Source organism: Paenibacillus gallinarum (assembly GCF_014836635.1).
GTDB classification, from domain to species: domain Bacteria; phylum Bacillota; class Bacilli; order Paenibacillales; family Paenibacillaceae; genus Paenibacillus; species Paenibacillus gallinarum.
Map to the genome: position 1 here is coordinate 40,448 of NZ_JACSQL010000005.1, position 25,686 is coordinate 66,133.

The 25,686-nt window shown below is 43.5% G+C and carries 21 protein-coding genes; 3 read left to right on the top strand and 18 right to left on the bottom strand.

Annotated features, from left to right (window positions below; translation table 11 throughout):
- Positions 1-89 precede the first annotated feature (89 nt).
- The 3 genes from H9647_RS12660 to ftsE form a co-directional block, all read right to left on the bottom strand.
- On the bottom strand, positions 90-1,418 hold the full coding sequence (locus H9647_RS12660) for a murein hydrolase activator EnvC family protein (RefSeq protein WP_191800811.1): 1,329 nt from the start codon (positions 1,416-1,418) through the stop codon (positions 90-92).
- A gap of 110 nt (positions 1,419-1,528) precedes the next feature.
- Positions 1,529-2,446: a permease-like cell division protein FtsX gene (gene ftsX, locus H9647_RS12665; RefSeq protein ID WP_191800813.1), complete on the bottom strand. Its 918-nt coding sequence runs from the start codon at positions 2,444-2,446 to the stop codon at positions 1,529-1,531.
- Positions 2,436-3,122 (bottom strand): cell division ATP-binding protein FtsE, encoded by a 687-nt coding sequence (gene ftsE, locus H9647_RS12670; protein ID WP_191800440.1) that lies wholly within the window; start codon positions 3,120-3,122, stop codon positions 2,436-2,438. The genes ftsX and ftsE overlap by 11 nt, the downstream gene beginning before the upstream one ends.
- Before the next feature lie 209 nt (positions 3,123-3,331).
- Between ftsE and H9647_RS12675 the strand changes: the two genes are divergently transcribed.
- Entirely contained in the window at positions 3,332-4,786 is a 1,455-nt protein-coding gene (locus tag H9647_RS12675; protein WP_191800442.1) for a VanW family protein, read from the top strand.
- Between the two features lie 132 nt (positions 4,787-4,918).
- Here H9647_RS12675 and H9647_RS12680 read toward each other — a convergent pair whose 3' ends face one another.
- The 3 genes from H9647_RS12680 to H9647_RS12690 are packed head-to-tail and all read right to left on the bottom strand — an operon-like array spanning position 4,919 to position 7,107.
- Complete coding sequence (locus tag H9647_RS12680) at positions 4,919-5,662, bottom strand: hypothetical protein (protein ID WP_191800444.1); 744 nt, start codon at positions 5,660-5,662, stop codon at positions 4,919-4,921.
- Positions 5,663-5,686: 24 nt separating this feature from the next.
- A complete protein-coding gene (locus H9647_RS12685; protein ID WP_191800446.1) occupies positions 5,687-6,463 on the bottom strand; it encodes a polymer-forming cytoskeletal protein in 777 nt (258 codons plus the stop codon).
- Complete coding sequence (locus H9647_RS12690) at positions 6,463-7,107, bottom strand: YhbD family protein (protein ID WP_191800448.1); 645 nt, start codon at positions 7,105-7,107, stop codon at positions 6,463-6,465. The genes H9647_RS12685 and H9647_RS12690 overlap by 1 nt, the downstream gene beginning before the upstream one ends.
- 497 nt (positions 7,108-7,604) lie before the next feature.
- On the opposite strand from H9647_RS12690, the gene H9647_RS12695 reads away from it, so the two are divergent.
- Complete coding sequence (locus H9647_RS12695) at positions 7,605-8,381, top strand: alpha/beta hydrolase (RefSeq protein WP_191800450.1); 777 nt, start codon at positions 7,605-7,607, stop codon at positions 8,379-8,381.
- Between the two features lie 37 nt (positions 8,382-8,418).
- On the opposite strand, the gene argH is transcribed toward H9647_RS12695, so the two are convergent.
- The 7 genes from argH to argC form a co-directional block, all read right to left on the bottom strand.
- Positions 8,419-9,828 (bottom strand): argininosuccinate lyase, encoded by a 1,410-nt coding sequence (gene argH, locus H9647_RS12700; RefSeq protein ID WP_191800452.1) that lies wholly within the window; start codon positions 9,826-9,828, stop codon positions 8,419-8,421.
- Between the two features lie 93 nt (positions 9,829-9,921).
- The gene (locus H9647_RS12705) at positions 9,922-11,154 is read right to left on the bottom strand and encodes an argininosuccinate synthase (RefSeq protein WP_191800454.1); all 1,233 of its coding nucleotides are present in this window, start codon (positions 11,152-11,154) and stop codon (positions 9,922-9,924) included.
- 682 nt (positions 11,155-11,836) lie between these two features.
- On the bottom strand, positions 11,837-12,781 hold the full coding sequence (gene argF, locus H9647_RS12710) for an ornithine carbamoyltransferase (RefSeq protein WP_191800456.1): 945 nt from the start codon (positions 12,779-12,781) through the stop codon (positions 11,837-11,839).
- Between the two features lies 1 nt (position 12,782).
- The gene (locus H9647_RS12715; RefSeq protein WP_318245307.1) at positions 12,783-13,991 is read right to left on the bottom strand and encodes an acetylornithine transaminase; all 1,209 of its coding nucleotides are present in this window, start codon (positions 13,989-13,991) and stop codon (positions 12,783-12,785) included.
- A gap of 127 nt (positions 13,992-14,118) precedes the next feature.
- Positions 14,119-14,955, bottom strand: a complete 837-nt coding sequence (gene argB, locus H9647_RS12720; protein ID WP_191800459.1) for an acetylglutamate kinase — start codon at positions 14,953-14,955, stop codon at positions 14,119-14,121.
- Between the two features lie 45 nt (positions 14,956-15,000).
- Positions 15,001-16,236: a bifunctional glutamate N-acetyltransferase/amino-acid acetyltransferase ArgJ gene (gene argJ, locus H9647_RS12725; protein ID WP_191800461.1), complete on the bottom strand. Its 1,236-nt coding sequence runs from the start codon at positions 16,234-16,236 to the stop codon at positions 15,001-15,003.
- 62 nt (positions 16,237-16,298) lie between these two features.
- Positions 16,299-17,348, bottom strand: a complete 1,050-nt coding sequence (gene argC, locus H9647_RS12730; RefSeq protein WP_191800464.1) for an N-acetyl-gamma-glutamyl-phosphate reductase — start codon at positions 17,346-17,348, stop codon at positions 16,299-16,301.
- 293 nt (positions 17,349-17,641) lie between these two features.
- On the opposite strand from argC, the gene cls reads away from it, so the two are divergent.
- On the top strand, positions 17,642-19,090 hold the full coding sequence (cls, locus tag H9647_RS12735) for a cardiolipin synthase (RefSeq protein WP_225229268.1): 1,449 nt from the start codon (positions 17,642-17,644) through the stop codon (positions 19,088-19,090).
- Between the two features lie 121 nt (positions 19,091-19,211).
- Here cls and H9647_RS12740 read toward each other — a convergent pair whose 3' ends face one another.
- The 5 genes from H9647_RS12740 to H9647_RS12760 all read right to left on the bottom strand — a co-directional run bounded on the left by H9647_RS12740 (position 19,212) and on the right by H9647_RS12760 (position 25,533).
- Complete coding sequence (locus tag H9647_RS12740) at positions 19,212-20,102, bottom strand: YitT family protein (protein WP_191800466.1); 891 nt, start codon at positions 20,100-20,102, stop codon at positions 19,212-19,214.
- Positions 20,103-20,269: 167 nt separating this feature from the next.
- A protein-coding gene (gene prfB / locus H9647_RS12745; RefSeq protein ID WP_191800468.1) for a peptide chain release factor 2 occupies positions 20,270-21,383 on the bottom strand; the annotation gives its coding sequence in 2 pieces (ribosomal slippage) (positions 20,270-21,310 and positions 21,312-21,383; 1,113 coding nt in all).
- 119 nt (positions 21,384-21,502) lie between these two features.
- A complete protein-coding gene (gene secA, locus H9647_RS12750; protein WP_191800471.1) occupies positions 21,503-24,007 on the bottom strand; it encodes a preprotein translocase subunit SecA in 2,505 nt (834 codons plus the stop codon).
- A 491-nt stretch (positions 24,008-24,498) separates the two neighbouring features.
- Complete coding sequence (gene hpf, locus H9647_RS12755) at positions 24,499-25,065, bottom strand: ribosome hibernation-promoting factor, HPF/YfiA family (protein WP_191800473.1); 567 nt, start codon at positions 25,063-25,065, stop codon at positions 24,499-24,501.
- Positions 25,066-25,335: 270 nt separating this feature from the next.
- Positions 25,336-25,533 carry a cold shock domain-containing protein gene (locus tag H9647_RS12760; RefSeq protein ID WP_191800476.1) on the bottom strand — a complete coding sequence of 66 codons (198 nt, stop codon included), beginning with the start codon at positions 25,531-25,533 and terminating at the stop codon, positions 25,336-25,338.
- Positions 25,534-25,686 lie beyond the last annotated feature (153 nt).

Here is a 25,686-nt window from a genome sequence, read left to right on the forward strand (position 1 = left end):
TCTATTCCGTCTGACTTACAATTCACCCTGATCTACCAGCAAGAGTATATGATAAGCTTGTACGGAATATGCCCTAAGTATGCCGAATTTTACAAATAATTCATTGGATTGGTATGACTACCGTTCACCCGTACTTCAAAGTGCAAGTGATTCCCTGTTGAATTACCTGTTGATCCGACTTCTGCTATTTTTTGACCGCGTGTTACACTGTCGCCTTCTTTTACCTTGATTCCACCATTACGAATATGTCCATATAACGTCCAAAGACCATCTCCATGATCAACAATGACCGTGTTACCATAACCGCTTGTCCATTCAGCAACAAGAACTACGCCACTCTCTGCGGCCATAATCGTCGTGCCTTCTGGCGCTGCAAAGTCGACTCCAGCATGCATCTTACCTACTACACCGGTAATCGGGTGAACCCGAGGACCATAACCTGATGAAATATAGGCTCCTGATACGGGAGTTGCTAAAATCCCACTGCTGCTAGAAGTGCTGCTGGAGCTACTGCTCGAAGAACTGCTGGAACTGGAACTTGAGCTGGAGCTTGAACTCGAGCTAGAACTGGAAGAAGAGACTTTTTGCTGTGCTTTTTTTCGAGCTGCTTCTTCTGCTGCTGCTTTAGCTTTCGCTGCTGCCGCAGCCTGTTCTGCCTTCAGTTCATTCTTCTCCTGGAGCAAAGCTGAACGTTTGCTAGCAATCTCAACCAACATATGATCTTGTTCTTCACTCAGCTCTACCTGAGATTCGATCTCTCCATCATACTGGGCGATAAGCTGCTGCTTCTCTTCTTCCTTCGCATCAAGTTCTGCTTTGCGTTCTTTTTTATCTGCGTATAACTGCTTATGTTCTTCGTATTGTTCTTCAAGCTCTTGCTTCTTCTGAACAACCAATTCTTTGTCTTTCTTATGTTCTTCTAGTAGATTCTGATCTTGATCGACAATCATCTTGAGTGAATCTGCACGTTGAAGAAAATCTGCAAAACTAGTAGATGAGAGTAATACATCAAGGTAGGATACCGAACCATCGGTATACATCAAACGCACACGCGATTCTAGCAATTCCTCACGGGCTGCAATCCGTTCTTCTGCTTCTTTCAGCTCTTTTTTGGTAAGTCGTAAATTTTCCTCTGTTAACTCGATCTTATAAGAAATGTTGATGAGTTCATTACTTACAATATTAATCTGTTCAATTATTTTATTCAAATAATCTTCCGTTTTTTGCTTGTTATGTTCTGCTTCTTCTTTTTTCTTCGCAGCCGCTTCCTGTTTTGCTTTAGCTGACTCCGATTGTTCCTCGAGTTGTTTGATTTGATTATCAATTTCATCCAAGCTAGAAGCAGCATAACCATAACTAGGTGATAGGATTGCAGCGGTGAGTAAACTCATCGCAAGTGCAGTAGCCGTCTTTTTCAAGTTGTCTTCCCCATCCTTCATTTTAATATATATATATCATCGAATTGTTTTCTTGTTGTGATGAGCAGCCGCCCCTAAATCGGGACAGCCGTCATAAATTTAATTATCAATTAGACTTTCAGTGACTTACGAATAGACAATGTGCTGCCTAGAACACCAACGAGTACTCCCATGATGAGAAGTGAGCCTCCGAGCCAAGCCCATAGACTGGATAAAGGTACTAGGTTCAGCATTTTAATTATAATATCTTGCTGTACGGTAATAAGCAGCTGGTTGTAACCAGCAAACAAAATCCCGATCGTAATAAGTGAACCGATGAGACCGATAAGCGCACCTTCCACAAAAAATGGCCAACGAATGAAGGCATTCGTGGCACCGACTAGCTTCATAATCCCAATCTCCCGGCGTCTTGCCAGGATCGTCACGCGAATCGTGTTGGAAATGAGGAACATAGACATCAGTGCAAGTCCGGCAACAAACACAAAACCTATTGTCCGAATCAGACGTGTAATCTTGAACAACGTCTCCACTGTTTCTTCACCAAAATTAACTTTCATAATAGGCTTCTCAGTATATTTGTCATTCAGAGCTTCAATCTTCTCCGCTACAAAATTAACTGTACTGGGATCAATTAGCTCCACTCGAATGGTGTCTGGAAGCGGGTTATTATCTACATCAAAGCCTTCCAGAAGTTCCTGTTGATCTTCACCAAGCTTTTCTTTAAATTCAGCCAATCCTTGATCTTTAGGAACAAACGCGATCGAGCTTACCTCTGGCATCGCTGCAATTTCTTCTTGTAATGTTGTACGAAGCTCCTCATCTACATTCAGCTGCAGATACGTGCTGATCTCTACCTGGCTGTCCGCATTATCCGCTATCGAATTTACATTCACGACCAAGAGAACAAACACTCCTAAAATCAATAGAGAAACAATGATAGACGTTATGGATGCAATAGACATCCAGCCGTTGCGGAATAAGCTTTTGAATCCTTCCCGCAGATGGCGCAAGAAGGTGTTAAAATTCATAGCCATATTCCCCTCTCAACTCGTCTCTAACGATATGACCTTTTTCGATCGCAATTACCCGTTTTCGCATCTTGTTCACGATATCACGGTTATGCGTAGCCATAACAATGGTCGTTCCCCGGAAATTAATCTCATCAAGTAGCTGCATAATTCCCCAGGAGGTCTCGGGATCCAGGTTTCCGGTAGGCTCATCCGCAATAATGACAGATGGGTTATTCACGATGGCTCTTGCAATCGCGATCCTCTGTTGCTCGCCGCCGGAGAGTTGTGCTGGCTCGCGGTCTGCCTTTTCCTTAAGACCAACCAGATCGAGAACTTCCATTACACGTTTCTTGATTTGCTTCTTAGGGGCTTCTATAACCTCCATAGCAAAAGCAATATTCTCATATGCCGTCATCTTAGGCAGCAATCTGAAATCTTGAAAGACTACCCCGATATTCCGTCTGACATAAGGAATCTTACGATGTTTCAACTTCCCAATATTAAATCCGTTCACTGATATTTGACCTTTAGTTGGAACTTCTTCTCTGTAAATCAATTTCATAAAAGTCGATTTGCCCGCTCCAGAGGGGCCGACGATATAAACAAATTCATTGCGGTCGATCTTCACCGAAACACCTTGAAGTGCATGCGCACCATTCGGATAGGTCTTCCACACGTCTTGTAACTCAATCACATCATCACTTCCCGTTGCATTAGTAGCTTCTTTTGCTCATTTCGACACTTTCCAATGATTTCCTTTAAAATCTCTCGATTTTCATCAAGATGTCTCTCATTGTAACAAATTTGTTACCTTTTGAGTAGCCGAAAGATTTCCTCTCCTTCCGCATATATTGGAAGAGTGTTCCTAACACCGGTAAAACAGAAGTCTGAGAGGAGTTCTATATGAAAAAAGTTCACATTTCGTTCATTGTTTTCATGTTTCTTTCTCTCCTATTCGCTTTTATTTTTGGCTGGCTATACATGTACGCTCACCAGTCCAAAATCCCCCCAGGAGTTCATTTATCCGGGTGGTCTGTAGGAGGGCAGAATAAGGATACGGTATTGCAGGAGTTAGAACAGAAATTGACTGCACTTGAAAACCTTCCGCTAGGAGTAAAGTCCGAGAACACTCCTATTTCCGAAACGAAACTAACACTGGCTGATGCTGGAGTGACGTACAAAGCCGATCAATTCAAACAAGCTTTACGTACTCTTTCGGAAGGTGGACTTGTCCAAAGAGTGGTTCAGCGCTGGTATTTCGCTGAGGAGTGGAAGCTAGAGGTCACCATCGAACGTAACTATCTCAAACAAAAACTCACTCCAGCCTGGGAAGAAAAGCATTTCGGAAACCCCGTAAATGCAGTTCGGAAAATCACACCAAATGACGAAGTCGTCTATACACCGGAACGAAATGTACAGCGGATCCAGTGGGATCAAATGAATGCGATTATATCTCAAGTCATACCTGACAATTTTTCATTGCTGGATAAGAAAGATACACAAACGCCTAGTATAGTTATCGACCTTCCCCTCCAAGAGTTGAAGCCCCCTGTTACAGTTGCTTCTCTAAAAGAAGAAGGGATTAGTCGTAAGATCATTGAAGTGGTGACATCTCTTGGATCAAGTGGAGAAGGAAGAGCACATAATGTCAGCGCTGCAGCCAGTGCGTTAAACGGGCTTATTTTAAAACCAGGGGATATTTTTAATTATGGCAGTATCGTGGAAAAAGCAGAAAAGGAGAGTGGATTTCAGGAAGCGCCCGTCATTGTAAAAGGTCAGTTAGTCCCCGGTGTCGGGGGAGGAATCTGCCAGGTATCCAGTACACTATATAATGCAGCCTTACGAACAGGACTAGAGATTGTCGAGAGAAGAAATCATTCCCTTCCCGTCAGTTATCTTCCTAAGGGTCTTGATGCGACATTCGCATCGGGGTACATTAATTTTCGCTTTAAAAACACAACCGATAAATACCTTCTTATCAAAGCAGAGGTAAAAGATCGCGAACTGAATGTCTCCTTCTTCGGAACTTTTCCGGAGAATGTTAGTTATGAACTTGATACCGAACTTCTCGAAACACTCCCGGCTCCTCTCACATATGTATCAGATCATTCCCTTTCTCCAGGAAGCGAGATGGTGCGTCAGGCCGGTTCTACCGGATATGTCGTTGCTTCTTATCAAATCAAGAAGGTAAATGGAGAAGTTGTCTCTCGTAAATTGATATCTAAAGACACCTATCGGCCGCAAGACCGTGTCCTTGCTGTAAACCGTGCTGCTCAGGAGGAAGAACCGTCTCCATCGCCTCCCTCTTCGGACACCCCTCCCGTGGAAGATGGAGTTCGTACGGAAGACGCTGGCTAAATTTCTCATAAAAAAGAACGCCACATAAATAAATGCGCGCACAATAATAACCCGGGCTAGTAGTATGGTGCCTACGTCCGGGTCTCTTTATTTTCTGAACCTATTCATGGTGTATTACACCTGCTCATTCATCTATAACGAACCGACCTGGTTGCAAACCTCTGTCACAGCGTCTGAATGCTTCTTGCAGGACTCACTATATTCGACAAGCCCAATTCGGCACCCAGGACCAATATAAACCTTCCGTCCTCTTACTACTTTAGCTTCTGTATGCTCTAGATGCAGCACATCACCTTCTATCGTGTCCGCGATCAGTTCTCTTTGGAGCTTAGAGTTAAATATATGGAAGAGAGAAGACATCAACGTTCGTTTAATCTCAATCTTGTGACCGCCGATCTCGGCAACTTTAGAAAGCCCATACAGTCCAATATCGATATGTTCAGCATTCAGCATCCCCTCTGTCTGAATTGCCCCTTTAATCCTCATTTGTTCTGCACTGCAATCGCCATGAAGACGAAGCGAGCCAAATGCTTTAAATTGCTCACTATGAATGGAACGTTTAACTATCGTGTCTCCGTTTATCTTCACCTGCCGGACTTCAAGCTTCCCATCCACTTCCATCTGTCCGCTCGTTTTAATAGCGTCTCCGTATACATCGCCTTGGACATGAAGAGTCCCCGTAAGCTTAATCTGATTACTTCGGAGGTGCCCGTTTACTGCCGCTGTACCCGTACATTTAAAAAATTGGCTCTCCACATCGCTATGAATCACACCTTCTCCTACAACCTTCACATTCCGAAATATGCCTCCACCAGAACTTCCAGTGCCTGTTATCTTAATATCCTCCATACGTTCGCTCCTGTATCCTGTTATCATCGATGATTCCTCCTCACTTCCGCCCTACACCTGGACCTGCCGTCCTACCTTAGATTCAGGATCTTGCTCGTAAGATACGCTGTATTCCACCACACCAATCTCACAACCAGGACCGATGGTAATCCGGCTTCCCCTGACTGTACCCGCATGAGTATGTTCTAGATAGATATCGTCTCCTTCTATAATATGGGTCTTCAGCCTTGGTGTCATTGCAGGCACGAATTGATCAAATAATCTTATCTTAGATTTACGACGCACCTGAATTTGCTCTCCGCCAATCTCTTCTACTTCACAACGGTGATGAAGCATAATATCCACGGTCCCTGCGTTCAGCATGCCTTTGATCTTGAAACCGCCCTGTACTTCAATGGTCTCACATTCCACGTCTTTCCCTACTGTAATCCCACCTGCTACCTCTACACGGCTTCCGATTAATTTCCCATTAATCGTCGCTTTCCCGTTCACAATCAGCTTATCTGTTACCAAATGTTCTTTAATAGATGTTATTCCATCAATTCGGGTCTGCTTTGTCTTAACACCGCCTTCAACCTTGCTGCTCCCATTGACTTGATATTCATCCGCAGTTACAGTTCCCTGAATATTGGCTGAACCATTGACAACATACCGCTCACAGCGAAGATTCCCTTGCAATCCCGATGTACCATTTACTTCATAACTGACACAATCGATATCACCAGAAAATTTACCAACCCCATCTACACGAACATGACGGTATGTACCACCTGATGCTTTGCCAACACCTGAAATGTTTAAGTCTGGTCTAGACTGCTCGCTCCTCATTAGGACCCCTCCGACTCACTCAATTTGACTTTCAACTGCTCCAGATAAGTTCCTAGAGATAAACGCAGAACTTCCTTTACCCCTGTGTCAAAATATACTTCGCTTCCCGTAGTTAGGATCGTAAATATAGGAATCCCCATTTTCCGGGTCAAAATGATGTCACAGCCTTTATCTCGAAACTTGCTGTAATACGCCTGGAACGTCTGGACAAGCAAAATTCCCTCTTCGCGGTTCATATGCCCACTGGCAAGCGCTTGATCCAAAACATAGATACAAAGTATTTCTTCAAAAGAAAAAGTCTGTTTCTCCTTTTCACTTCCACTTTCCATAAAAAGATGTATTGAAATCGGTGTTACCAGATGTTTTTGCTCCATTTCTACACGGGTAAGGACCTTGTTACTTACCGAAGGGGAGAACACATCGGCCAATTCATCTAAAGAAAGTTCATCTTTCATGTTTTTTATTCGGTCAATTCGTGTTAAGATGCTTTCCCTAGGAAAAAAAGTCTCCTGTCCTGTAAAAGAAGATTTACGTATAAACCAATCCTCTGGTATTAGGTTTTTTCGCTTCCAACGATAGAGTTGACCGTATGATATTCCCGTCAGTTCCAAAAGTTCTTTCTTAGATATTAAGTCTTCAGTCATGTAATTCTAACCCCCTGAAGACAATGTAACATAACATTGTTACGCTGTAAATGTACGTTTCGTTCATTTCCCCTTTTTTATTGATGGGACGCACGTTTTCTCTTTATTTAAAGAAATTTATGTAGGAAAATATATTTATTATCTAGTTACCAACCTGTTGATAACTTTTGAAAATCTATTGTTTTTTTTGTTTTCTATTCACAAATTGATATTGGATTCTTGAAAAAATAGGATTAACTGTGGGTAATGTGTATAGATTTGTGCATAAACACGAAATTACTAATATCATTTTGCGATGAGTCTGTGAATAACACAATGTTATGCACAATATGGGTATAACATTGTGAATGACTTTCATTTTTGCTCGACATTTCTCCCTTCCTACCTGTGGATGAAGTCTCTTCTATGCTTTATTTAGTGGAGATTATCCACCGACTTTCGTTATACTAGATGAGTATCAATGATGCTTTAGCTTACACAGGGAGGGATTTGGGATTATGGCACTTATGCAATGTCATTTCTATTCAGAAGTACTCGGTATGAATACGACGATGCACGTTATTTTACCTCAGCAAACCGCTACACAGATTGGTGTCGATACCAAGCAAAGCAAAGGACTTCATCAAACACTTTATCTTCTTCATGGTCTATCTGACGATGATTCGATTTGGCTTCGTCGTACTGCCATTGAACGCTACGCATCAGCTTACGGAATTGCTGTCGTTATGCCTAACGCACATCGCAGCTTCTATACGGATATGGCAGAAGGAAGCGCTTATTTTAAGTACATATCAGAAGAAGTTCCCACTCTAGCCCGTTCCTTCTTCCCTTTATCTGCAGCACGTGAGGATAACTTTGTGGCTGGATTGTCCATGGGCGGATATGGCGCAATGAAGATCGCCTTAAGCAAGCCTGAATCCTATGCCGCTGCAGCAAGCCTGTCAGGAGCACTCGATATGGCAAATCATCTGGATCGGATGAATGAACCTGCGCAAGCGAATACCGAATTTAGACGGATTTTTGGTGACCATGTAACAGATACCGAGAATGATTTGATGTGGCTATTAAAACAATGTGAACAAAAGGATGGCCCTAAACCGAAACTGTTCCAATGTTGCGGAACAGAAGACTTTTTGTATGAGGATAATCTTCGTTTCCGCTCAGCTGCTGAACAAACACGACTGGATTTCACTTATATAGAAGGCCCCGGCGAACATGAATGGGGTTATTGGGATGCCCGCATTCAGGATGTGCTGAAGTGGCTTCCTCTCTAAGGTTTCCTTTTACATTAAATGGTCTAACTAAGATTGCTTACTCTTCTGCATGCTCAACAAGCCACTGATTCGTGAGCCGCATGATCGCTTCACTCCGTTTAATCGCATCACATACTTGCTCTGAGGCAGTTCCCCCGTAAACATTCCTTGCATTCACGACTGCTTCCGGCTGAAGTACGGCATAAATCTCCTCATCAAACAGCTCTGAGAATTGGGTGAATTCATCTAGAGACAGATCGAGCAAGTATTTGCCGTTCTGAATACAATAAAGTACCGTTTTTCCAATGACTTCGTGTGCCTGACGGAAAGGGAGCCCTTTGTTCACTAGGAAATCTGCGATATCTGTGGCATTAGAGAAATCTTTATTTACTGCTTCGCGCATACGATCTTTGTTCACCTTCATAGTAGCAATCATTGGAGCAAACAACTGCAAAGCTCCCTCGAGTGTCGCCACTGTATCAAACATGCCTTCCTTATCCTCCTGCATATCTTTGTTATAAGCAAGCGGCAAGGATTTGAGAACAGTAAGCAGACCTATGAGATTTCCATAGACACGGCCTGTTTTACCGCGAACCAGTTCCGGTACATCTGGATTTTTCTTCTGCGGCATGATACTGCTTCCCGTACAGAAGGCATCATCCAGTTCTACGAAACTAAACTCCGTACTGCTCCACAGCACGAGTTCTTCACTAAGACGGGACAAGTGCATCATGATCAGGGAGGCATCTGCGAGGAATTCAACGATAAAATCACGATCACTTACTGCATCAAGACTATTCTCGTATACACGATCAAATTGCAGCTGTTCTGCTACAAAATGACGATCAATAGGAAACGTTGTACCTGCAAGCGCTCCTGCACCAAGCGGAAGGACATTGATTCGTTTGTAACTGTCCATCAGTCTCTCTGCATCCCGCTGGAACATTGACACATAGGCCATTAAATGATGAGCAAATAGGATCGGCTGCGCTCTTTGCAAATGAGTATATCCTGGCACAATGGTATCCACGTTATCTCTCGCCTGCCCAATAAGTGCTTCTTGTAACGTATGGAGCATTCCTACAATTTCAATAACCCGGGCACGCAAGTATAAATGCATGTCTGTTGCTACCTGATCGTTCCGACTACGACCCGTATGTAATTTGCCGCCTACTGGACCAATCTGATCAATTAAGTTCTTCTCAATATTCATATGGATATCTTCATCCGATACGGAAAATTCGATCTCACCTGCACGAATTTTACCAAGTACCGTCTGCAAACCTACTTTAATCGTCTCCACATCTTCCTGAGGTAAAATGCCGCATTTTCCTAGCATACTCACATGAGCCAGACTGCCCTGAATGTCCTCTTCTGCTAATGCTTTGTCAAAGTTAATCGATGCTGTATATTCTTCTACCAGATGATTCGTTTGTTTCGTGAAACGCCCGCCCCATAGTTTACTCATGTCGCTGCCTCCCTTTCACATCTCATGGACAAAGACCGCCCCTATTACTTATCAAGGAACGGCCTTTCGTCTCCTTACCCTATACAGCTGCTTTTATTGATTCTGAGCTACTCCGGAACCCACTTTTAGTCTCAAAGCGTTCAGACGGATAAAACCTGTAGCATCTCCTTGATCGTACGCTTGTGTTGGATCTGCTTCCATCGTAGCAATGTCAGGATTATATAAGCTGACCGGGCTTTTCACTCCCGCACCAATCACGTTTCCTTTGTATAACTTCACACGAACCGTTCCGGTTACGTTTTTCTGACTCTCTGTAACAAGTGCTTGAAGAGCAAGACGCTCTGGAGCAAACCAGAATCCGTTATATACGAGCGTACTGTAACGAGTAATCAGACTATCTCGCAGGTTCATCACTTCACGGTCCATTGTGATGGACTCCATTTTGCGATGTGCTGTAAATAGAATGGTTCCTCCTGGTGTTTCATACACGCCGCGGCTCTTCATACCGACAAAACGGTTCTCCACCATATCCACACGGCCAATTCCATGTTTGCCGCCCAGTTCATTCAGTTTCTCCATCACTTCCAGCGGGCTAAGTTTCTCACCATTCAAAGCAACACAGTCACCTTTATAAAATTCCAGCTCCAGATATTCTGCTTCATTCGGTGCATCCTCAGGATCATTACTCAGTAAGTACATTTCTTTGTTCTCAGGAGTCGTTGCATCAAACCAAGGATCTTCAAGGACACCACTTTCATAACTAATATGTAGTAAGTTACGGTCTGTAGAGTATGGTTTTGCTGCTGATGCGGTTACAGGAATTCCATGTTTTTCGGCATAGGCAATCATCTCTGCACGTCCAGGGAACTGATTCCGGAACTCTTCCAGTCTCCATGGAGCAATAACCGCAATATCCGGTGTAAGTGCAGCCGCGTTCAGCTCAAACCGAACTTGGTCATTACCTTTACCCGTTGCTCCGTGAGCAATGGCGGTTGCTCCTTCAGCAATAGCGATATCCACCATACGTTTTGCAATCAGGGGACGAGCAATACTAGTACCGAGCAGATATTGTCCTTCATACATTGCACCTGCCTGGAACATCGGGTAGATGAAATCTTTTGCAAACTCTTCGCGAAGATCGTCAATGTATACTTTGGATGCCCCTGTAGCAAGTGCTTTTTCCTCGAGGCCATCGAGCTCATCTTTTTGTCCGATATCTGCGGTAAAAGCTATAATCTCTGCGTCATATGTTTCTTTCAGCCATTTCAGAATGACGGATGTATCTAGTCCGCCGGAATAGGCTAATACAATTTTCTCTTTTGCCATGTTGTTTCCTCCTCGTTATACGGTGGCTGGGGGGCTCTTCAATGTAGTGCGATGAGAGCTTTATGAACGGGATCGTTATTGGCTGATGCAGCGGGATCGTTATTGGCTGATTCTCTCCGGTTGTTTTGCTTCGCAAAGCCAAAAGTCGTTCATCATCCAATAACTTCACCCTGAAGGGTTGGAAATCTAAGAAAACAACCAAAATTCAAAATTCAAAAGCAGATTTCACAACCACATATCACACACCTCAAGCCACAAGCCACAAGCCACAAGCCACAAGCCACAAGCTAATGCTAAAAATAAAAGTGAAAATTGCAATAAAGACAACAAAAAAATAGAGGATAAATAATAAAAAACGAAACCCTATGCACAGGCTGCTTTGTTATCACTCGCTCACTGTGCTAAAACCCTGAAACAAAAAGATAAAAAATAAAAAATAAGAGATAAAAGATAAAAGATAAAAGATAAAAGCAAAAAGCTCAAAGGACAAATAGCTTAAAGAGCAAAAGAGCTTAAAACATATCACTCATTACAAGGACCACAGTACTAATCGATCTCTCTATCAGCTACTCTGTCATGTCTATTCCATATTCTAACATCAAACGCGATTTATTTTGTCATTTTATAAGAAAAAAGTAAGTTACTGTATTCATTAGTGGAAACACTGCTTACTCGAAGCGTTTTATCCCATTAGTGCGGCCATCAATGCTTTTTGTGCATGCAGGCGATTTTCTGCTTGATCAAAAATAGCGGAGTTCGGGCCGTCAATAACTCCCTCGCTCACTTCTTCTCCACGGTGTGCTGGCAGGCAGTGCAGGAAGATAAAATCTGGTTTTGCTCCTTTTACAAGCTCTTCATTTACCTGATAGTCAGCAAAAGCCGCTTCACGCTCTTTTTGCTCTTCTTCAAATCCCATACTTGCCCACACATCGGTGTAAATAATATCTGCATTTTGTACTGCTTCTTGCGCGCTGTTTGTTACCACAACCTCAGCACCTGTTTCTTTGGCAATGCTCTTTGCCTGATCGACAATAGATGCAGACGGTTCATATCCTTTCGGACTTGCCACGGATACGTGAACACCGAACTTTGCTGCTCCGAGCATTAATGAATGCGCCATGTTATTGCCGTCACCGACATACGCCATTTTCAGACCTTTCAATTTGCCCTTATGCTCTAATACCGTCTGAAAGTCAGCCAGTACCTGACAAGGATGTGCATCATCGCTTAGTCCATTAATGACAGGAACATCCGCATACTTCGCAAGGTCTGTTACATTGCTGTGTGCAAAAGTACGAATCATAATTCCATCGAGGTAGCGGGATAGCACCTGGGCCGTATCGCTGATTGTCTCTCCGCGACCAAACTGGATATCATTTTTACTGAGGAACAGCGCATGTCCTCCGAGCTGAAACATCCCTACTTCAAAGGAAACACGGGTACGTGTGGAAGACTTTTCAAAAATAAGACCAATGGTTTTGCCTTTTAGTGGCTGATAAACCTCACCATTCTTCTGCTTCTTCTTGATATCAATGGCCAGATCCAGAAGATACTCGATCTCTTCCTTCGTGTAATCTGTAAATTCGATAAAGTCCCGGCCATGTAAATTCAGTTTTGTAATCGCCATATTATTCTCCTCCTAAGGGTGCTTTCGCAGCGACATGCTCTTCAATTAATATTGCAATCAGCGATACCGCAGTATCGATCTCTTCTTTGGTCACATATAGATTCGGTAAGAAACGGATCACGTTTGGTCCTGCTGTCACAAACAAGAATCCTTTTTTCTGTCCCGCAAGAACAATGTCACCTACGGCTTCTTTGCACTCAATGCCGACGATTAATCCTTGTCCCCGAATTTCAGTAACAAAATCTTGATCAATCAGCTTCGTCCGCAGTGACTCGATTAAATAATCACCCATCTCCGCTGCGCGAGCAGGGAGATTATCTTCAAGAATAATCTCAACCGTGGCAAGAACTGCAGACATGGCAAGCGGAGTTCCTCCAAAGGTCGTAGCATGACTGCCCGCTGTGAACGCTTCACGCAGGTATCCTTTACCAAGCATCGCTCCCACAGGGAAGCCGCTCGCAATCCCTTTGGCTACAGTGAAAATATCCGGTTCAATACCGTAATGTTCGTGCCCGAACAATTTTCCTGTCCGGCCCATTCCCGTCTGAACCTCATCCATAATAAGCAGCAGTCCATGTTCCTCACACAGCGCTTTGACTTCGGCCAAGAAGGCAGGTTCTACGATGTGAATTCCGCCTTCTGCCTGAATCATCTCAAGCATAATGGCTGCTGTATGCGGCCCAATCGCTTCTTTCAGCGCCGGAATATCGTGTAGAGGTACATGAACAAATCCCTCAGGAAGAGGAAGAAATCCTTCTTTTACCTTGTCTTGACCTGTTGCTGTCAGCGTAGCCAGTGTGCGTCCGTGGAAAGACTGCTTGAAAGTGATAATTTCATAACGACCGTTCCCCAGCACTTTCTGCTGATATCTTCTCGCTAGTTTAATAGCCGCTTCGTTCGCCTCAGCACCGCTGTTGCAGAAAAATACAGCATCTGCACAAGTGTTCGCCGTAAGCAGCGCAGCCGCTTTCTCTTGAGCAGGGATATGAAACAGATTCGATACATGCCACAATTCATCCAGCTGATCTTTTACTTTGGCAATAACTCCATCTGGCGCATGACCCAGATTCGTCACGGCGAGTCCGCTCATGAAATCAAGATATTGATTTCCTTTATCATCCCACAAATAACTTCCTTTTCCTTTCACAAGGCTTATCGGATAACGAGCATAGGTTGGAAAAAGGGAACTCTCTGTAGTCGCTGTCACTATCGTCTGCTGTTCCGTGTGTGATTCCTTTACAGGCTGCTGAGATGAATTGGTAATCGTCAATTATTTCACTCTCCTATCCATGAATACGCGTATACTGCGTCTACTTACTTATTTAGAAACCTATGAATTACATCCGTACAATTCGAGTGCCGATCACTTCACCTTGAAGTACTCTGCTGAGTATGCTTGGCTCACTTCCATCGACGATAATGACTTCCTTCACTTTCCCCTGTATACATTCAATGGCTGCTTTTACTTTCGGAATCATGCCTCCATAAATTTCGCCGGTTTGAATCATATCCTGTATCTCTTGTACCGCTACGGTACCCAACACTTTTTTCACACCATTCACATTCTTCATAATTCCCGGCACATCGGTAACCACAATTAATCGGCTCGCCCCGAGGTGTGAAGCAACTGCTCCTGCCGCTGTGTCTGCGTTGATGTTATAGCGCTGTCCAGCCCCATCTATTCCAATCGGAGCAATAATCGGCATATATCCCATATCCAGCACCCCTTGAATAATAGAAGCTTCTATTCGGGTGACATCTCCTACATGACCTACTTCTGCATGGTTACTGACGGGTTTCGCCTGAATGAGTCCTCCATCCACACCGGAGAGACCCAGCGCTTTACCACCAGAAGACTGGATTCGCCGTACAATCTGCTTGTTAATGCTGCCGGCAAGTACCATCTCTACAACATCAAGTACGGGTTCGGTTGTTTTACGAAGTCCGTTCACAAATTCGGTTTCAATCCCCAGCTTCGCCAGATTCTCAGATATTGCAGGTCCGCCGCCATGAACAATGACAGGCTGCATTCCCTCTACTTGGAGCTTCTGCAGGTCTTCAAAAAAAGCATCCGGAAGCGCAGCAAGTGTGCTGCCTCCGCATTTCATAACAAAGGTGCCGATATCTTTTGGTGCCTCGTCCTTCTTTTTCAAAGTGTCTTGTGTTATCGTCATGCCTCTATCCCCTTCCTCGTAGCAAAAGTAGCGGACAGCCCTCTCTTACGTCCGGTAGGCCGCATTAATTCGAACATAATCGTAAGTCAGATCACAGCCCCACGCGGTTGCTACTCCACTTCCTCCATGCAGATCCACATGAATCTGAACCGAATCTCCTTGCAGATAACGCAGAGCTTCTTCTTCATCAAAAGCAACCGGACGTGACCCCGATAACACTAAAATAGACCCAAGCTTCACATCCACCTGATCGGGCTGAACAGGTTCTCCTGCACGACCAACCGCAGCAATGATCCGTCCCCAATTCGCATCCGCTCCAAACATCGCCGATTTTACGAGACTCGATCCAATGACCGTCTTCGCGATAGCTCTTGCTGAATCATCCGATACCGCACCCGCGATATTCACCTCAACGAGTTTGGTAGCTCCTTCTCCGTCTCTTGCAATCGCCTTAGCAAGCACTTCACACACATAATTGAATGTTGCTGCGAAGTTCTCCCAATCCTTATGTCCTGGATGCAAAGTCTCATTGCCTGCAAGCCCGCTTGCCATCGCAATAAGCATGTCATTTGTACTTGTGTCACCATCTACGGTAATCATGTTAAATGTAGCATCGGTTGATTTTCCAAGTAGACCTTGAAGTGCAGCCTGATCCACCTGTGCATCGCATGTCACAAAGGCCAGCATGGTCGCCATATTCGGATGAATCATCCCGGAACCTTTCGCAGCTCCCGCTATCATCACTTCTTTTCCATCTATAAAAGTACGGACGCAGATTTCCTTCTTCACTAGATCCGTTGTCAGTATCGCTTGGGAAAAATCACTTGCTTCTTGCTTTCCTGAACCTACTCTTGCAGGTAATCCTTTGATCCCTGCATGTACCTTTTCCATATTAAGCAGCTCACCGATCACGCCTGTCGATGCCACGGCCACGTTCTCTACTGCAATACCCAGTTCTTTTGCCGTAGCGAGCCGCATGGCATAAGCGTCTTTTTCACCTTGTTGCCCTGTAACGGCATTGGCATTTCCGCTGTTTACAACAATCGCCTGTAGCTTACCGTTCTGCATACTCTCTCTTGTGACTTGAAGCGGTGCGGCTTGAAATACATTCGTCGTATACACTGCCGCTGCATCTGCTAGAACTTCACAGGTAATGACACCGAGATCATTACGCTCTGTCTTTTTGAGTCCACAATGCAGTCCCCCTGCCGCGAAACCTTGCGGTGATACGATCGATCCTTCCGGTATAACTTGAAACGCTTGATATGCAACCTGTGCCATAACTTCTCCCCACTTCCATCCAGGTAAATAAAATCGACTGCAGTACGGCTATCTAGTTCGAATTACGGATATACTGGTAAAAAATTTAGTCCGGTCTGTTCATCCCAGCCCATCATCAAATTTAAATTTTGTATCGCTTGCCCTGCGGCGCCTTTAACGATGTTGTCAATCACGGAAATAATCGTAACTCGGCCCGTTCGCTTATCTACTGCAAAACCAATATCACAATAATTTGATGCGAATACTTCCTTCGTCGCCGGCCAAATCCCTTTTTCACGAATTCGTACAAAAGACCGGTTCTCATAATACTGCTTATAAACATCTATAAAATCCTGATCAGTATATTCGCCTTTTAGCGGAGCGTACATTGTACTCATAATTCCTCTTGTCATCGGAACCAGATGCGTTGTAAACGTTACGGTAACCGGCTCTCCTGCTTGGTCGCTCAGGACCTGTTCTATCTCAGGAATATGCTGATGCTTATTCACTTTGTAGGCTTTGAAATTCTCATTCATCTCTGGATAATGGAACGATAGGCTCGCTCCCCTTCCAGCACCGGATACTCCCGACTTTGCATCAATGATAATGCTGCGGTGATCAATCAGCCCTGCCTTGATTGCCGGGATCAGTCCAAGTAACGTCGCTGTTGGATAACATCCTGGATTGGATATAAAGGAAGCACCTGCCGCGTTCTCCCCATAGATTTCGCTTAGACCATACACTGCCTGATCCAAATAGATATCTTCTGCCGGACTATGTTTATACCACGCTTCGTATTCCGCACCATCTGTCAGTCTAAAATCACCCGAAAGATCAATGACTTTTAAACCTGCATCAATCAGTTGAGGAACCAGCTTCGTACTTACCCCTGACGGAGTTGCAGTAAATACGAGATCTACCTCCTCTGCCATCTTCACGATATCAATCCCATCCAGCTTCTGATCTACAATCCCTGTCAGATGAGGAAACCCTTCAGCGATAGACACACCGCTTGTCGAAGACGAAATTACAGAAGTAATCTCTACATGCGGATGAAGATATAAAAATCGAATGAGCTCCACACCGCCATATCCAGTGGAACCTACGATTGCGACTTTGCATTTCTGAGTCATTTGGGTTGCCTCCATCTCATGAATAGTCTAGTTTACTGTGTATGTAATCCATTTTATAGGATGATAACACTAAATTATACTTTTTTATTCATTGATGTGCATTATTATACATTGAAGTTTATATAAATACAACACTTTATACATTATTCTATACAAATGAAATCATTCATTATTATTTAGCACCCAGGGATTCGGCGAAAAATGAAATATCTATTTCCGATGTTTCCAACAGAGTGTTATGATGCATAATAGGGTAAATAAATCTCTATATCATATTTAAAGGAGCTATCGCTTTGGATATTAATCACATCAGCTCTATTATCATCCTGGTGATCAATATGCTGCTGGCGGCAGCTGTTGTTTTCCTGGAACGAAAGGACGCTACCTCGACGTGGGCTTGGCTGCTTGTGCTCACCTTCATTCCGATTCTCGGATTTGTTTTATACCTGCTACTTGGTCAGAACCTCACTCGCTATCGCCTCTTTCAATGGAAGGAACGCGCTAAACTTAATATCGACCAGATGGTCATTGATCAAATTCATCTTTTGCAGGAAAAAGATTTCCCGTTTCGTAAACCAGACACTTTAGAGTACAAAGACTTCATCTATATGCATCTTATACAAAATGGAGCTCTATTCACCGAAGATAACAAGGTTGATATCTTTGTAGACGGTCATCAGAAGTTTGATAAACTGCTTCAAGATATTAATAACGCGAAAGATCATATTCACATTCAGTACTACATCTATCGTTCTGATGGACTTGGGAAACAAATTCGGGATGCACTGATTAAGAAGGCTAAGGAAGGCGTTTATGTACGAGTTCTTTATGATGCGCTTGGTTCTAGAACGCTAAGAAAACGTTTCTTTAAGGAACTGACTGCGGCTGGAGGAAAAGTAGAAGTATTCTTCCCATCCAAACTAAGTCCCATTAACCTTCGACTGAACTACCGAAATCACCGAAAACTCGTCATTATTGATGGACAGATTGGATATACGGGTGGATTTAATGTAGGGGATGAATATCTCGGACTCGACAAAAAATTTGGTTACTGGCGCGACACGCATCTGAGAATTCAAGGAACCGCGGTTGCGACACTTCAAGCTCGCTTTATCATGGACTGGAACGAAGCATCTCGGTATCATGACATCACGTTTGTACCTGCACATTTTCCTGAACCAGAGAAAACAGGCCATGTAGGGATGCAGATCGTCACCAGCGGACCAGATGCAGAAATAGAACATATCAAGAACGGGTACATAAAAATGATTTCGGGTGCCAAAAAATCAATCCTGATTCAGACCCCGTATTTTATCCCGGATGCTAGTATGCTCGATGCTGTCCGTATCGCTTGTTTGTCGGGAATTGATGTGCGCATCATGATACCGAATAAGCCGGACCATATGTTTGTATACTGGGCAACCACTTCCTATGTTGGCGAACTGATTAAAGTGGGCGCAAAAATCTTTGTTTATGACAATGGCTTCCTTCATACTAAAATGATTGTCGTCGATAATAAAATAGCAACCATCGGTTCTGCTAATTTCGATGTGCGCAGCTCCCGTCTGAACTTTGAAATCAATGCTTTTATCTATGATGCCGATATTGCACAGCAGCTGACCGATGCTTTCGAAAAAGATTTACAGCTCTCAGCCGAGCTGACAGAGGAACATTACAAGCAGCGTTCCCTCTGGATTCGATTTAAGGAATCCATCTCCAGATTGCTTTCACCTATCTTGTAAGCTACTATTTAAAGATACAAATACAAAAATGGACAGACCGATGAAGGTCTGTCCATTTTTTATTTATTCTGAATATCTAGTTAGCCGTTTTCTACTGCTGATCTACAATATGCTCAGCAGTTTAAGCTCTAGTAAATCCTTCACCCAATACTTCATGTGCATTCGTAATCGTCACAAAGGCATTCGGGTCAACCGAACGCACGAGTGCTTTTAAACGGGTGATTTCATTTTGTGCAACCACGACCATGAGTACCGTCCGATCATCATCCGTATAACCGCCCTGTGCAGAGAGTTTCGTTAGACCGCGGTCCAGATCATCGAGAATTGCCTTAGATATTGATTCAGTTTGCTCAGAGATAATATAAGCAACTTTGGAGGTACCAAAGCCCATTTCAACCGAATCGATTACTTTTCCGGTGACATACAAGCTGATTAGAGCGAACAAAGAGTTCTCCAGTGACAGTACCCATCCCGCAAGAATAATGACGGTTCCATCAAGCAACATGACACACAAAGAAAGACGCAAACCGCTAAATTTCTGAATGATCTGAGCGAGAATTGTAAGACCACCCGTTGAACCGCGGCCCCGATATACAATCCCAATCCCTAGACCTACTCCAATCCCGCCGAAAATAGACGCCAAAAGCGGATTGCTTGTCGGGACTGCCCATGTATCCGTCAGATAAACAAAGAAGGGAAGCATAAAACTTCCGAGCAGCGAACGAACTCCATATTGTCTGCCTAGAATGAGATAGCCGGCAATAAATAGAGGGATATTCAGCGCCCACTGGGTATACGCAGGTTCAACGCCCCACGCTTCCTGCACAAGGATCGATATTCCCGATACACCACCTGAGGCAATCTGATTGGGAACAAGAAATAAATTAAAGGCAATCGCCATGACAAACGATCCAAATATAATCAGAAATGTATCTAGTGCAATCCTTTTTGGTCCATCGATCGGAATGATGGAGTTCCATCTTTTGTTTTTGGGTTGTTGTGCTTGCTGCATTACGTTCTAATCTCCCCTTAAAATAATATCGCTATATATTTATTTCATAATTCACACTACAAGGATGAAAATGATCTAAGCATGAAAGATGTATCAAATATTTCAACCAGCAAAAAAATTCCTACATGGTTATACTTCCCCTTTACCATGTAGGAATTCCCTATAAATTATTCAGACTCCACCTTAATTTGCTTGCGGAGATACCCGTCAATAAACGGATCAAGGTCGCCATCCATTACAGCACCTACGTTCCCTGACTCTACACTTGTACGGTGATCCTTTACCATACTATAGGGATGGAACACGTAGGAGCGAATCTGGCTGCCCCATGCAATTTCCGACTGTTCTCCTCGGATTTCATCCAGATGTTTTCTTTGTTCTTCTAATTTACGTTCATAGAGCTTAGAACGAAGCATCGTCATCGCACGCTCACGGTTCTTGATCTGAGAACGTTCATTCTGACACGTTACTACTACACCTGACGGTAGATGGGTAATACGAACAGCGGAATCCGTCGTATTGATATGTTGACCACCGGCGCCACTTGCCCGGTACGTATCAATCTTCAAATCTTCCGTCCTGATATCGACTTCTACATCATCCGTAATTTCCGGTACCACATCGCAAGATACAAAAGAAGTGTGTCTGCGACCAGAAGAGTCAAAAGGTGAGATCCGAACAAGTCGGTGTACTCCTTTTTCCGCTTTTAGATAACCGTAGGCATTATATCCTTTGATAGAGAGGGTTACACTTTTTATGCCCGCCTCATCTCCTGCTAGATAGTCGAGCACTTCGACTTTAAAGCCATGTTTCTCGGCCCAGCGTGTATACATACGAAGCAGCATCTCGCCCCAATCCTGGGATTCCGTTCCGCCTGCCCCTGGGTGAAGTTCAAGAATCGCATTCATTTTGTCATAAGGCTGATCCAAAAGTAACTGCAATTCGAACTCATCCAGCTTCTTCACAAGCAATTTGATGGTCTCTCCCACTTCAGCAGCGATATCTTCATCGCCCTCTTCATCTGCAAGTTCAATCATCATCGTGGCATCATCATATTCTCGTTGTAACTTCAAATAATCGTCCACGGAACCTTTTACCGCGTTCATCTCGGCAATAAGGGCCTGTGCTTTATCACTATCGTCCCAAAAATCAGGAGCTGACATTTTTTCTTCAAAGTTAGCGATCATTTCATTCTTCAGGTCTAAGTCAAAGAGACCCCCTAAGGTTCGTTAGTTTCTTGCTAATCTCACGTAAATCTTGTTTTATGGACGGATCAATCATACTGCAAATTCCTCTCTTTACTGTAGATAAAGCCCCATCAGAGCCTGCCATCTTTTCTTGGCAAGCTCCAAGGAGCTGTATAGGTTGTTACATGTTTATATTATTGTATGGCTGGATGATTAATTTTGTCCATGGCATTGTTTATACTTCTTACCACTGCCGCATGGACAAGGATCGTTACGTCCGATCTGGTCATCCACTTTCACAGGACGTTTCTCTGCAGGTTCACCGCTTGTGGATATTTGGTTCTCGTCCACAACAGCTTGACGTTCTTGGTTGCTCTCGATTTGAGCTCTCATCACATAGGTCGCAACTTCTTCCTGAATGGTGGAGATCATCTCATGGAACATCGCAAAACCTTCAAACTGATATTCGCGAAGCGGATCGGTACCGCCATATGCTCTAAGGTGAATCCCTTGACGGAGTTGATCCATCGCGTCGATGTGATCCATCCATTTACTGTCCACAGAACGAAGTACGATAACTTTCTCGAATTCACGAACCATATCTTCCCCGATTCGCTCTTCTCGCTCGTCATATTTCTTCTGAACTTTAGCGAAAATAAATTCGATAATCTCTCCGACTTCTTTGCCCCATAGATCATCACGAGTAATGGCGCCTTCTTCAAGCATTTTACTGTTGATATAGTCTGCCACTTCTTGCAGTTCCCAGTTCTCAGGAATGTCATCTACACAGTGCGCTTCCACATTACGCTGAATAGTTCCGCGAATCATTTCCATAACAATGGTTTTGATATTCTCGGATTCCAGCACTTCACGGCGCTGTTTATAAATAACTTCACGCTGCTGATTCATAACATCATCGTATTGGAGCACGACTTTACGCATATCAAAGTTATTGCCCTCTACCCGTTTTTGGGCAGATTCTACAGCGCGAGTAATCATTTTACTCTCAATTGGTTGATCTTCTTCAAATCCAAGGCGCTCCATCATGTTCAGTACATTATCTGCACCAAAACGCTTCATCAGCTCATCTCCAAGAGAGAGATAGAACTGTGTTGAACCTGGGTCACCTTGACGCCCTGCACGACCGCGCAGCTGGTTATCAATCCGGCGGGATTCGTGACGTTCCGTACCAATGATATGAAGGCCGCCTAGATCAGCTACACCATCACCCAAAATAATATCTGTACCCCGTCCAGCCATGTTCGTTGCAATCGTAACTGCACCCGCTTGGCCAGCGCCGGAGATAATCTGTGCTTCTTCTGCATGATACTTCGCATTCAGTACCTGGTGCTTCACGCCTTTGCGTTTGAGCATTTCGGAGAGAAGTTCAGAGTTCTCAATTGAAATCGTACCTACGAGTACAGGCTGGTTCTTCGCATGTCGCTCTACGATCTCATTCACAACTGCTTTAAACTTACCTTCCACACTCTTATACACAATATCCGCCATATCATCACGCTGATTTGGACGGTTGGTTGGTACTTGGAGTACTTCAAGTCCATAAATTTTCTTGAACTCTTCTTCCTCTGTCTTCGCCGTACCTGTCATACCTGCCAGCTTCTTGTACATCCGGAAATAGTTCTGGAATGTAATTGTAGCAAGCGTCATGCTCTCGTTCTGAACCTCAATTGCCTCTTTTGCTTCGATCGCTTGGTGAAGACCATCACTATAACGACGTCCGGCCATAAGGCGTCCGGTAAATTCATCAACGATAACAACTTCATCATCCGTTACTACATAATCCACGTCACGACGCATGATAACATTCGCTTTGAGGGCCTGTACGACATGGTGATTCAGTGTAACGTTCGCTTGGTCATACAAGTTCTCAATGCCAAAAGCACGTTCTGCTTTAGCAACCCCTGCTTCGGTAAGAGCCACGGATTTCACTTTAATATCTACGGTGTAATCTTCTTCTGCGACTAGTCGTTTTACAAAACGATCTGCTGCAAAATAAAGTTCTGTAGATTTTTGAGCCTGTCCTGAGATGATTAGCGGTGTACGAGCTTCATCGACCAAGATCGAATCGACTTCATCAATAATACAGTAGTAAAGCGGACGCTGTACCATTTGCTCTTTATAAAGGACCATGTTATCGCGAAGATAATCAAATCCGAATTCATTGTTCGTACCGTACGTAATATCGCAAGCATAAGCTGCCTGTTTTGCCGCATGATCCATACCGTTCATGTTAATTCCAACGCTCATGCCGAGGAATTCATAAATCTGTCCCATCTCCTGGCTGTCCCGCTGAGCAAGATAGTCGTTGACGGTAACCACATGGACCCCTTTACCTAATAGAGCATTCAGATAAACAGGAAGGGTTCCTACAAGGGTCTTACCTTCACCCGTCTTCATCTCTGCAATACGGCCTTCATGAAGGGCAATACCACCGATCAGCTGTACATCATAATGACGTTTGTTCAGGACACGTTTAGATGCTTCACGCACCGTAGCAAAAGCTTCAGGCAATAGATCGTCGAGCGTAGCTCCTTTTTCAATACGAGAACGGAATTCCTCCGTTTTACCTTGCAGCTGAGCGTCGGAAAGCGCGGTAAATTCCGGCTCCATTTTATTAATTACATCGACCGTCTTCATCAGACGTTTGACATCACGCTCATTGGTGTCGCCGAAGATCTTCTTCACTAGTCCTAGCATGGTTAACCCCTTTCGTGCAAACAGATAATATAATCAAGCTCGGCATCTAAGGGTAGTGTTAGAAAACTCCAATGTGAAATACATTAACAGTTCTTACATGCACAAGCTGACGTTTTTAATTTCATATATATATAGAAACATATCCATTATGAATTAAGCCCAAACTCGGGCTACAATTGAAAAATGGTTTTGCCTAAATTGTAACAGTTTGTAAAGACTGTCGCAACACGGAGAACCCTTTATTTTACTGGATTTGCCATCGATCTTATGGGATTTATAGCAAAAAGCTGGCTTAAACCCCGTGTATATATTAGACGCAGGTCCTACCTAATAAGTTTCGTTATATCTGTATGCAATTAATGGAAATCAAAAAGGACCTCCTTTCCGCAGAATGGAGGCCCCTCACTATCATCATATAATAATATTCTCAATCAACATATAAGTGATTCATAAGGAAAATATCAGATATCCTTCGTCCCAATGGAAGGGTCCTATTCTTTCTCAATTAATCCATATTTGCCATCTTTACGTTTGTAAACGACGTTCACTTCATTATTCTCAATGTTGGAGAATACGAAGAAATTATGGCCGATCATGTTCATTTGCAGGATCGCTTCTTCAACATCCATCGGTTTGAGTAAGAAACGTTTCGTACGCACAACTTCAAAATCATCATTTTCCATATCCAGTTCATCATCGGTTGTAGGAGATGCGCTAGCAGGCACATTTTCTACAAAGAAAGTCTTCAGATTGCCTTCTTGGCGGAATTTACGATTGATCTTTGTTTTGTGCTTGCGAATCTGACGTTCAAGCTTGTCTACTACTGCATCGATGGAGCCATACATATCATTGCTTTCATCTTCTGCGCGAAGTACAAGACCTTTCATTGGTATCGTTACCTCTACCGTGTGCAGGCCTCGATTGACGCTTAGTGTAACATTGCCATCAGAGGTAAGAGGTTCGTCGAAATACTTTTCCAGTTTATTCAGCTTCTTATCTACGTAATCTTTCAAAGCATCAGTAACCTCGATTTGTTGTCCTCGAATACTCAAATTCATAGGGCAGTCCTCCTTTTCCTTTACACCTCGATTATAACATGAATGATATGGTAAAGTAAAAAAATAAAGCGGTTTCTTTGTTCATATAAAAAGAGATGTGACAATTTTATTAAGTCCGTTTGAAAAGGATTACATTGGGTTAATACTAGAGTTAATTCTTCATAATAAAACATAAAAAAACCTCGAGACCGAAGTCTCAAGGTTTGACGCTAACTACTATACAATTGTTAACCATCTAACCGTATATGTAGGTCGGACTATGCCGGATGATTATAATTTGGTTACGTTAGCTGCTTGTGGTCCACGCGCGCCTTCAACGATCTCGAATTCTACGGATTGACCTTCTTCCAAAGTTTTGAATCCTTCGGATTGAATTGCGGAAAAGTGAACGAATACATCGCCGCCATCCTCAGTTTCGATAAAACCATAACCTTTTTCTGCGTTAAACCATTTAACTTTACCTTGCATGCACGAACATTCCCTTCGTCTTCAAATGAAGTGAGCCTAGCTCACAATTCAGACTATAACATCCAAACTTATCCATTGTCAATTGGAAAAGAAAATGATTACCTGCAAATATATAACATATGAATGTTAATAATTTAACTATGAATTAGTCCT

Bases quoted from the DNA above. Each gene is read 5' to 3' on its own strand.
- H9647_RS12695 (WP_191800450.1), top strand. From the start codon at position 7,605: ATGGCACTTATGCAATGTCATTTCTATTCAGAAGTACTCGGTATGAAT.
- ftsX (WP_191800813.1), bottom strand. From the start codon at position 2,446: ATGAATTTTAACACCTTCTTGCGCCATCTGCGGGAAGGATTCAAAAGC.
- H9647_RS12685 (WP_191800446.1), bottom strand. From the start codon at position 6,463: ATGAGGAGCGAGCAGTCTAGACCAGACTTAAACATTTCAGGTGTTGGC.
- H9647_RS12705 (WP_191800454.1), bottom strand. From the start codon at position 11,154: ATGGCAAAAGAGAAAATTGTATTAGCCTATTCCGGCGGACTAGATACA.
- argF (WP_191800456.1), bottom strand. From the start codon at position 12,781: ATGGCGATTACAAAACTGAATTTACATGGCCGGGACTTTATCGAATTT.
- argB (WP_191800459.1), bottom strand. From the start codon at position 14,955: ATGACGATAACACAAGACACTTTGAAAAAGAAGGACGAGGCACCAAAA.
- H9647_RS12675 (WP_191800442.1), top strand. From the start codon at position 3,332: ATGAAAAAAGTTCACATTTCGTTCATTGTTTTCATGTTTCTTTCTCTC.
- secA (WP_191800471.1), bottom strand. From the start codon at position 24,007: ATGCTAGGACTAGTGAAGAAGATCTTCGGCGACACCAATGAGCGTGAT.
- H9647_RS12760 (WP_191800476.1), bottom strand. From the start codon at position 25,533: ATGCAAGGTAAAGTTAAATGGTTTAACGCAGAAAAAGGTTATGGTTTT.
- argJ (WP_191800461.1), bottom strand. From the start codon at position 16,236: ATGGCACAGGTTGCATATCAAGCGTTTCAAGTTATACCGGAAGGATCG.
- H9647_RS12680 (WP_191800444.1), bottom strand. From the start codon at position 5,662: ATGATAACAGGATACAGGAGCGAACGTATGGAGGATATTAAGATAACA.
- H9647_RS12740 (WP_191800466.1), bottom strand. From the start codon at position 20,102: ATGCAGCAAGCACAACAACCCAAAAACAAAAGATGGAACTCCATCATT.
- argH (WP_191800452.1), bottom strand. From the start codon at position 9,828: ATGAGTAAACTATGGGGCGGGCGTTTCACGAAACAAACGAATCATCTG.
- H9647_RS12690 (WP_191800448.1), bottom strand. From the start codon at position 7,107: ATGACTGAAGACTTAATATCTAAGAAAGAACTTTTGGAACTGACGGGA.
- argC (WP_191800464.1), bottom strand. From the start codon at position 17,348: ATGACTCAGAAATGCAAAGTCGCAATCGTAGGTTCCACTGGATATGGC.
- hpf (WP_191800473.1), bottom strand. From the start codon at position 25,065: ATGAATTTGAGTATTCGAGGACAACAAATCGAGGTTACTGATGCTTTG.